The organism is Achromobacter sp., from assembly GCF_036567245.1.
Classification (GTDB): Bacteria; Pseudomonadota; Gammaproteobacteria; order Burkholderiales; family Burkholderiaceae_B; genus Achromobacter.
On sequence record NZ_DATCUY010000725.1, the window covers coordinates 1 to 8,250 of the forward strand.

6 protein-coding genes are annotated in these 8,250 nt (G+C 65.7%); 5 read left to right on the top strand and 1 reads right to left on the bottom strand.

Features of this window, described 5'->3' with window-relative positions:
* Nucleotides 1-209 precede the first annotated feature (209 nt).
* Nucleotides 210-833, top strand: coding sequence for a TetR/AcrR family transcriptional regulator (locus VIR09_RS31325; protein WP_332016411.1), 624 nt, complete (start codon nucleotides 210-212; stop codon nucleotides 831-833).
* Nucleotides 834-851: 18 nt separating this feature from the next.
* Here VIR09_RS31325 and VIR09_RS31330 read toward each other — a convergent pair whose 3' ends face one another.
* Nucleotides 852-1,232, bottom strand: coding sequence for a VOC family protein (locus VIR09_RS31330; RefSeq protein ID WP_332016412.1), 381 nt, complete (start codon nucleotides 1,230-1,232; stop codon nucleotides 852-854).
* A 145-nt stretch (nucleotides 1,233-1,377) separates the two neighbouring features.
* On the opposite strand from VIR09_RS31330, the gene VIR09_RS31335 reads away from it, so the two are divergent.
* The 4 genes from VIR09_RS31335 to VIR09_RS31350 all read left to right on the top strand — a co-directional run.
* Nucleotides 1,378-3,348, top strand: coding sequence for a choline BCCT transporter BetT (locus VIR09_RS31335; RefSeq protein ID WP_332016413.1), 1,971 nt, complete (start codon nucleotides 1,378-1,380; stop codon nucleotides 3,346-3,348).
* A gap of 182 nt (nucleotides 3,349-3,530) precedes the next feature.
* On the top strand, nucleotides 3,531-4,661 hold the full coding sequence (locus VIR09_RS31340; protein WP_332016414.1) for an efflux RND transporter periplasmic adaptor subunit: 1,131 nt from the start codon (nucleotides 3,531-3,533) through the stop codon (nucleotides 4,659-4,661).
* A 16-nt stretch (nucleotides 4,662-4,677) separates the two neighbouring features.
* Nucleotides 4,678-7,782, top strand: a complete 3,105-nt coding sequence (locus VIR09_RS31345) for a MexW/MexI family multidrug efflux RND transporter permease subunit (protein ID WP_332016415.1) — start codon at nucleotides 4,678-4,680, stop codon at nucleotides 7,780-7,782.
* Nucleotides 7,783-7,796: 14 nt separating this feature from the next.
* The coding region (locus tag VIR09_RS31350; protein ID WP_332016416.1) for a TolC family protein at nucleotides 7,797-8,250 on the top strand (454 nt) is incomplete at its 3' end.

Genomic DNA, 8,250 nt, shown 5'->3' on the forward strand with positions numbered 1-8,250 from the left:
GGGGGAGGGAGGGGGGCTGCGCCGCGTTGGCGGCGGGGCTACGCGCGACAGGGTGCGCGCAAGGGCCAGGGCAATTCACGTAACACCTCGCGGCGCTGAAAGTGGCGGAAACAGGCCGGATCCGGCCCGATATGGGCTGGATTCTAATACAGGTATGAATTCAGATTCAATATTGAATCCGAAGTGCCGGCCAATGCTAAACTCGTGCCATGTCAAAAGTCCGCCTTACGCGAGAGCAAAGCCGTGATCAGACGCGTCAGCGTCTACTCGACGCTGCGCAATCGATCTTTGTAGCAAAAGGGTTTGTGGCGACCAGCGTGGAGGACATCGCCGAGCAGGCGGGCTACACGCGCGGGGCCTTCTATTCCAACTTCAGCAGCAAGTCCGAACTGTTCCTGCAACTGCTCAGGCGCGACCACGAAAGCGTCATGAACGAGATGCGCGCCATCTTCGAAGACGGGTCGTCACGGCCGCAGATGGAAGCGCGCGTGCTCGAGCACTATTCCACGCACTTCCATCAGAACGACTGTTTCCTGCTGTGGATGGAAGGCAAGCTGCAAGCAGTCCGCGATCCCGAATTCCGCGCAGGCTTCCTGGCGTGCATGCGGGAATTGCGCGCCGCCGTCACGGACTACGTGCAGCAGTTTTCGGCCCGGGTCGGCACGCCGTTGCGCATGCCGGCGGAACAGATGGCGCTGGGCCTGCTGGCCTTGTCGGACGGCATGCAGTTCAGCTATGCCTTCGATCCGCAGGCCGTTACGGCGGAAATGACCGAGGCCGTGCTGGCCGGTTTCTTCCGCGGCGTGGTCTTTGGCGAACCGAAGCCCGAATAACGCTGTCCACGCGCGGCTTCAGGCCAGCAGTTCCGAGATCTCGATGAGGTTCAAGTCCGGGTCGCGCAGGTAGACCGAGCGGATCTTGCCGGTGGCGCCGGTGCGCGGCACCGGCCCTTCAATGATCCGGGCGCCTTCGCGGTTCAGCCGGGCAATCACCTCTTCCAGGGGGCGGTCGGCGATGAAGCACAGGTCCAGCGCGCCCGGTACGGGCAGGTGGGCCTTGGGCTCGAACTCGCGGCCGCGCACGTGCAGATTGATCTTCTGGTTGCCGAAGCGCAGCGCCTGGCGGCCCTCGCCAAAGGTCTCCAGACGCATGCCCAGGATCCGGGTATAGAAGTCCACCGTGGCGTCGGGGTCGGTGCAGGTCAGGACCAGATGGTCCAGGTGATCGATCATGGGATATCTCTCCTGAGGCCGGCCCGGCTTGAGGTTTCAGATTGTCAGACGGCCTTTCGCCGTGATAGTAATACTTGCGGCGCGCGGCCGGACTGAGGGGGGCGCGCGCTGGAATTTCCCTCCCTCGGGCGACAGGAGAGGCAGCATGACTTCAGAAACCCGACCATCCACCATCAATCGCCCGGTGTTCTTTCCGGCGGCCGTGTTCACGCTGCTGCTGGTCGGATTCGCAATCCTGGCGCCCAAGGTTGCGCAAAGCCTGTTCGAGTCCGTGCAGGGCTGGATACTGGGCAATGCCAGCTGGTTCTACATCCTGGTCGTGGCCATCATCCTGATCGCGGTGGTGTTTCTGGCGGTCAGCCGATACGGCGACATCAAGCTCGGGCCCGATCATAGCGAACCCGACTACCGCAACTTCACCTGGTTCGCGATGCTGTTCTCGGCCGGCATGGGGATAGGCCTGATGTTCTTCGGCGTGGCCGAGCCCGTGATGCACTTCATCGCGCCGCCGGTGGGCGAAGGCGGCACGGCGCTCGCGGCCCGCGAATCCATGAAGATCACCTTTTTCCATTGGGGCCTGCACGCCTGGGCCATCTACGCGGTGGTGGCGCTGATCCTGGCCTTTTTCAGCTACCGCCACGGACTGCCGCTGACCCTGCGTTCAGCGCTGTATCCCCTGATCGGCAACCGCATCCACGGACCCATCGGCCATGCCGTGGATATCTTCGCCATCATCGGCACGGTGCTGGGCGTGGCCACTTCGCTGGGCCTGGGCGTGGCGCAGATCAACAGCGGACTCAACCACCTCTTCGGCATTCCAGTGGGCGTGACGACGCAGATCATCCTGGTCATCGTCACCTGCGGCCTGGCGACCCTGTCGGTGGCCAGCGGCCTGGACAAGGGCATCCGCATCCTGTCCGAGACCAATCTGGTGCTGGCGGCGGTGCTGCTGCTGTTCGTGCTGGTAGTCGGTCCTACGGTGTTCCTGTTCCAGACCTTTGTGCAGAACACCGGCGCCTACCTGTCGGACATCGTCAACAAAACCTTCAATCTCTACGCCTATGAACCCACGGATTGGATCGGCGGCTGGACTCTGTTCTACTGGGGCTGGTGGATCGCCTGGTCGCCCTTCGTGGGCCTGTTCATCGCGCGCATCTCGCGTGGCCGCACCATCCGCGAATTCGTCACCGGCGTGCTGCTGGTGCCGGCCGGCTTCACGCTGTTCTGGATGACGGTGTTCGGCGATACCGCCATCCACATGATCCTGGTCGACAAGGTGCAGGGCCTGGCCGAAGTGGTGCAGGCCGATTCCTCGCTGGCGCTGTTCGCGTTCCTGGAGCAATTGCCCTGGAGCGGGGTGCTGTCCGTGGTCGCAATCGTGATGGTTGCCGTGTTCTTCGTCACCTCGGCCGACTCGGGCGCGCTGGTGGTGGATCTGTTGGCATCGGGAGGCTCGGACCACACTCCCGTGTGGCAGCGCATCTTCTGGTCGGTGCTGATGGGCGCGGTGGCGATCGCGCTGCTGCTGGCGGACGGCCTGACCGCGCTGCAGACCGCCACCATCGCCAGCGCCTTGCCGTTCTCCATCATCCTGCTGCTGTCGCTGTGGGGCCTGTTCAAGGCGCTGAAGCTGGACGCCACCAAACGCGGCATCCGCTACCAGTCCCTGACGCTGTCGCGCCCCGCCCGCGGCGGGCAGTCCTGGGAGCGGCGCCTGCGCAACATGGTGATGATGCCGCGCCGCGCCCATGTGCAGCGCTTCATCGGCGACGTGGTGCGGCCCGCGCTGGAAGACGTGGCCGACGAGCTGCGCAAGCAGGGTTATGAAGTGACCGTGCGCGAACACGGTGACGACGAGGGCGTGATCATGGAGGTCTCCCACGGCGAGCACCTGGACTTTTCCTATGCGGTGCAGCCTGAAGCCTTCGTGCGACCCAGCCTGACGCCGGAAGAAGCCGCCGACGAGGAGGAGCGCAAGTATTTCCGCGCCGAGGTTCACCTGCGCGAAGGCGGACAGGACTACGACATCATGGGCTGGAGCCGCGACGCCGTCATCGGCGACATCCTGGACCAGTATGAGCGCCATCGCCACTACCTGCACATGGTGCGGACCTAGCGTCCTGCCCCTCACCTCCTCGAAGCCGCCAGCTTGCTGGCGGTTTTTTTATGCCCACACGACCTGCAGGGGCTTGCGCGCCATAGTCCGCCGCTATGCCGGAGATTGGATTAACCCTTTTGACGAAATGCCCGATATCGTGGATTATCCAAGAACATTCTTTGATAAATAGCGAGTCAATCATGAAGTCGAATTCAGGAGCGTGGACTGCGGGCGCCGTGGCGTTGGCGGTGGCGCTGGCGGGCGGGGGACTGTACTGGAAGTACGGCGGCGCGCAGCAACAGGGCGGTTGGGCCATGGCGCCGGCCAAGGTTGCGGTGGCCACCGCCCGGCAGGCGGACTTCCCCATGACCCTGAGCGGCATCGGTTCGCTGGAAGCGGCGCGCCAGGTGCAGGTGGCGGCTGAAGTGGACGGCCGGGTCGATCGGATTCTGTTCACGTCGGGCACGCAGGTCCAGGCCGGCCAGTTGCTGGTGCAGTTGAACGATGCCCCCGAGCAGGGCGAGCTGGCCCGGCTGCAGGCCCAGGCGCGCAATGCGCGCGCCCTGCTGGAGCGTACCCGCCGCCTGCTGCCGCAGCAGGCCGCCACGCGTGAACAGCTGGACCAGGCGCAGGCCGACTACGACCAGGCCGCGGGCGACATCAAGCGGGTGCAGGCGTTGATCGAGCAAAAGCGCGTCAAGGCGCCGTTTGACGGCGTGCTGGGCGTGCGCCGGGTGAACCTGGGGCAGTTCGCCCGCGCCGGCGATGCGCTGGTGTCGCTGACCGATGGTTCCTCGATGTACGCCAACATCACCCTGCCCGAGCAGGCCATGGGTACGCTGCGCCCGGGCCAGCCGGTGACCGTGGCGGTGGATGCCCACGCCGGACGCGTCTTCGAAGGCAAGATCACCACCGTGGAGCCGCAAGTCGACGCGGGTTCGCGCACGGTACGCGTGCAGGCGACCCTGCCCAACGCCGACGGCGCCCTGGCGGCCGGCATGTACGCCCAGGGCCAGATCGGCCTGCCCGCGCGGCCCGGCGTGATCACCGTGCCGGAAACGGCGGTCAGCTACAGCGCCTACGGCGATTCCGTCTATGTGGTGACCCCGCCCAAAGCGGGCGGGCAAGCCGGCACGACGGTGCGGCAGGCCTATGTGAAGACAGCGGAACGCGTGCGCGGCCGGGTCGTCGTGACCGAAGGACTGCAGGCAGGCGACCAGGTCGTGACCTCGGGCCAGCTGCGCCTGCACAACGGCGCGGCGGTCGAGGTCGGCGCCGAGGACACCGTGGCGCTGGACGCCGCGCAACAGACCCTGGCGCAAGTCCGGTGAGGGCGCGGAGCAGAACATGAAATTCACCGATCTCTTCGTGCGCCGGCCAGTGCTGGCGCTGGTGGTCAGTACGCTGATCCTGCTGCTGGGCATCAAGGCCCTCAGCGGCCTGCCGGTGCGGCAGTATCCGCTGACCGAAAGCACCACCATCACCATTACCACCCAATACCCGGGCGCCTCGCCCGATCTGATGCAGGGCTTCGTCACCCAGCCCATCGCGCAATCCGTGGCCACGGTGGAAGGTATCGACTACCTGTCGTCCTCGTCCACCCAGGGCCGCAGCGTGATCACGGTGCGGATGAAGCTGAACGCCGATTCCAACAAGGCCATGACCGAGGTGATGGCCAAGGTCAACGAGGTCAAGTACCGCTTGCCGCAGGACGTCTACGATCCGGTGCTGGTCAAGTCCGCTGGCGAGGCGACCGCCGTGGCCTATGTGGGCTTCTCCAGCAGCACCTTGTCGCTGGCGTCCTTGACCGACTATCTGTCGCGCGTGGTGCAGCCGCAACTGTCGTCCATCGACGGCGTGGCCAGCGTGGAACTCTACGGCGGGCAGAAGCTCGCCATGCGGGTATGGCTGGACCCGAACCGGATGGCGGCGCGCGGCATTTCCGCGGGCGAGCTGGCCGACGCGCTGCGCGACAACAACGTGCAGGCGGCGCCGGGGCAGGCCAAGGGCCTGTACGTGGTGTCCAACATCCAGGTCAACACGGATCTGGTCAATGTCGCGGAATTCCGCGACATGGTGGTCAAGCGCGAGGGCGACGCGATCGTGCGGCTGGGCGACGTGGCCACGGTGGAACTGGGCGCCGCGTCCACTGATTCCAGCGGCCTGATGGATGGCGAGCCGGCGGTGTACTTCGGGCTGAACGCCACGCCGGTGGGCAATCCGCTGGTGATCGTGAAGCGCCTGAACGAGCTGCTGCCCAACATCAAGCAGAACCTGCCGCCGGGCACCAGCGTGCAGGTGCCGTTCGAACTGGCCCGCTTCATCAGCGCGTCCATCGACGGCGTAGTGCATACGCTGATCGAGGCCATCGCCATCGTGGTGGTGGTGATCTTCCTGTGCCTGGGCTCCCTGCGCGCCGTGCTGATCCCGGTGCTGACCATCCCGCTGTCCATGCTGGGCGGCGCGGCCATCATGGCGCTGTTCGGCTTCAGCGTGAACCTGCTGACCTTGCTGGCCATGGTGCTGGCCATCGGCCTGGTGGTGGACGATGCCATCGTCGTGGTGGAAAACGTGCACCGCCACATCGAAGAGGGCAAGTCGCCGGTGCGCGCGGCCCTCATCGGCGCGCGCGAAGTGGCGGGGCCGGTGATCGCGATGACCATTACGCTGGCGGCGGTCTACGCGCCCATCGGCCTGATGGGCGGGCTTACCGGTTCGCTCTTCAAGGAATTCGCCTTCACCCTGGCGGGCTCCGTGGTGGTGTCGGGCGTCATCGCGTTGACCTTGTCGCCAGTGATGAGCTCGTTCCTGCTGAACAGCCGGGTGTCCGAAGGCTGGATGGCGCGCCGCGCCGAGCATTTCTTTGAAGGCCTGGGGAACGCCTATGGCCGCGTGCTCGACGTGTCGCTGCATCATCGCTGGGTGACCGGCCTGATCGCCGTGGCGGTGCTGGCCAGCCTGCCGTTCCTGTACAACGCCGCGCAAAGCGAGCTGGCGCCGGTCGAGGATCAATCTACCGTGCTGACCGCGATCAAGTCGCCGCAGCATGCCAACATCGACTATGTGGAGAAGTTCGGGCGCAAGTGGGACGACGTGATGAAGACCCTGCCCGAACAACAGGGGCGCTGGCTGATCAACGGATCCGACGGCGTGTCCAACAGCATAGGCGGCGTGGACTTCGTGTCCTGGGAAAAGCGCCACCGCTCGGCCGACCAGATCCAGGCTGACATGCAGGCCATGGCGAATCAGGTCGAGGGCAGCAACATCTTCGCCTTCCAGCTGCCGTCCCTGCCCGGTTCCACCGGCGGGCTGCCGGTGCAGATGACCCTCATGAGCGCCTCCGACTACCCGGTGGTCTACGAGGCCATGGAGGGCCTGAAGAAGGCGGCGCGCGAAAGCGGGCTGTTCATGGTGGTCGACAGCGACCTGGACTACAACAACCCGGTGGTGCAGCTGAAGGTGGACCGCGCCAAGGCCAACAGCCTGGGCGTCACCATGAAGGCCATCGGCGATACGCTGGCCGTGCTGGTGGGCGAGAACTACGTGAACCGCTTCGGCATGGACGGGCGCTCCTATGACGTGATTCCGCAGAGCCTGCGCGAACAGCGCATCTCGCCGGAGTCATTGGCGCGCTACTACGTCAAGAGCGCCAGCGGCGCGCAGGTGCCGCTGTCCAATCTCGTGACCGTGTCCATGGGTGTGGAGCCTAACAAGCTGACCCAGTTCAACCAGCTCAATGCCGCCACCTTCCAGGCCATACCGATGCCGGGCGTCACCATGGGCGACGCGGTGCGGTTCCTGACCGAGCAGGCCAAGTTCCTGCCCGCCGGCTTCAGTTACGACTGGCAGTCGGATGCGCGCCAGTACAGTCAGGAAGGTTCGGCGCTGATGATCACCTTCATCTTCGCCATCATCGTGATTTACCTGGTGCTGGCGGCGCAATACGAGAGCCTGCGCGATCCCTTCATCATCCTGGTGAGCGTGCCCATGTCGATCTGCGGCGCGCTGATACCGCTGGCGCTGGGCATGGCGACGGTCAACATCTATACCCAGATCGGGCTGGTGACGCTGATCGGCCTCATCAGCAAGCACGGCATCCTGATGGTGGAGTTCGCCAACGAAATGCAGCTCAGCCACGGGCTGGACCGGCGCGCCGCCATGGAGCAGGCCGCCCGTATCCGGCTGCGCCCCATCCTGATGACGACCGCCGCCATGGTGATGGGCCTGATCCCGTTGCTGTTCGCCAGCGGCGCGGGCGCGCACAGCCGCTACAGCCTGGGCCTGGTCATCGTGGTGGGCCTGCTGGTGGGCACGCTGTTCACGCTGTTCGTGCTGCCCACCGTCTACACCGTACTCGCCCGCGACCACCGCGCGGCGCACGATACGCCGCGCGCCCGGGAACTGGCGCTGGCCCAGGCCGAGGACGCCGCAGTACCTGGGGCCTCTGCCTAGCCGAAGGAACGAACATGAAGAATCCACAACTTTCCATACGCCTGCGCCGCGGCGCGGCCGTGCTGCTGGCCGCGCTGGCTACCGCCGGTTGCGCCGTCGGTCCTGACTACCAGAAACCCCAGGCCGCGCCGGTGGCGCTGGCCAGCCCCGAACAGGCCCTGTTCTCCACCGACCAGCTGCAACGCGACTGGTGGAAGCAATTGCAGGATCCCCAACTGGACCGGCTGATCGATCTGGCGCTGTCCCGCAACCTCGACATCCGCATCGCGCAATCGCGCCTGGCCGAATCGCGCGCGGTGCTGGACGAGAAGGAGCTGGACCAGTTGCCGGCGGTCACGCTGGGCGGCGGCTATGAACGCAGCCTGTCGCAGGCCAATGCCGGCGCCAGCGGCCAGCGCAACCTGGCGCAGAGCTACCGGGCGGGCTTCGACGCCACCTGGGAGCTGGACCTGTTTGGCCGGCTGCGCC

Coding starts and splice junctions, on each gene's coding strand:
- VIR09_RS31330 (WP_332016412.1), bottom strand. CDS start 1,232: ATGATCGATCACCTGGACCATCTGGTCCTGACCTGCACCGACCCCGAC.
- VIR09_RS31335 (WP_332016413.1), top strand. CDS start 1,378: ATGACTTCAGAAACCCGACCATCCACCATCAATCGCCCGGTGTTCTTT.
- VIR09_RS31345 (WP_332016415.1), top strand. CDS start 4,678: ATGAAATTCACCGATCTCTTCGTGCGCCGGCCAGTGCTGGCGCTGGTG.
- VIR09_RS31340 (WP_332016414.1), top strand. CDS start 3,531: ATGAAGTCGAATTCAGGAGCGTGGACTGCGGGCGCCGTGGCGTTGGCG.
- VIR09_RS31325 (WP_332016411.1), top strand. CDS start 210: ATGTCAAAAGTCCGCCTTACGCGAGAGCAAAGCCGTGATCAGACGCGT.